The organism is Nocardioides abyssi (assembly GCF_030412915.1).
GTDB lineage: Bacteria > Actinomycetota > Actinomycetes > Propionibacteriales > Nocardioidaceae > Nocardioides > Nocardioides abyssi.
On record NZ_JAUHJR010000237.1, the window covers coordinates 1 to 241 of the forward strand.

At 80.9% G+C, this 241-nt stretch carries 1 pseudogene; it reads left to right on the top strand.

Annotated elements, in window-relative coordinates:
• A pseudogene (locus tag QWY29_RS20630) lies at nt 1-241 on the top strand (acyl-CoA dehydrogenase); the annotation flags it as partial.

Here is a 241-nt window from a genome sequence, read left to right on the forward strand (position 1 = left end):
GCCCACCTCTACCTGCGGCGCGCGGTCGCCCTGCGCAGCCTGGTCGGCAGCACCGACGAGGCCGCCCGCCGGCTCACCGCCCGGGCGGTCGCCGGGACCCGGCGCCGGCGCGAGGTCGACCGCGAGGGCCGCGACGCGGCGGTGCGCGACGAGGTCCGCGCGACGGTCGAGCAGGTCGCGGCCCGGCCCGAGGAGGAGCGGCGGGCCGGCCTGGTGGACACCGGCTACCTGATGCCGCACT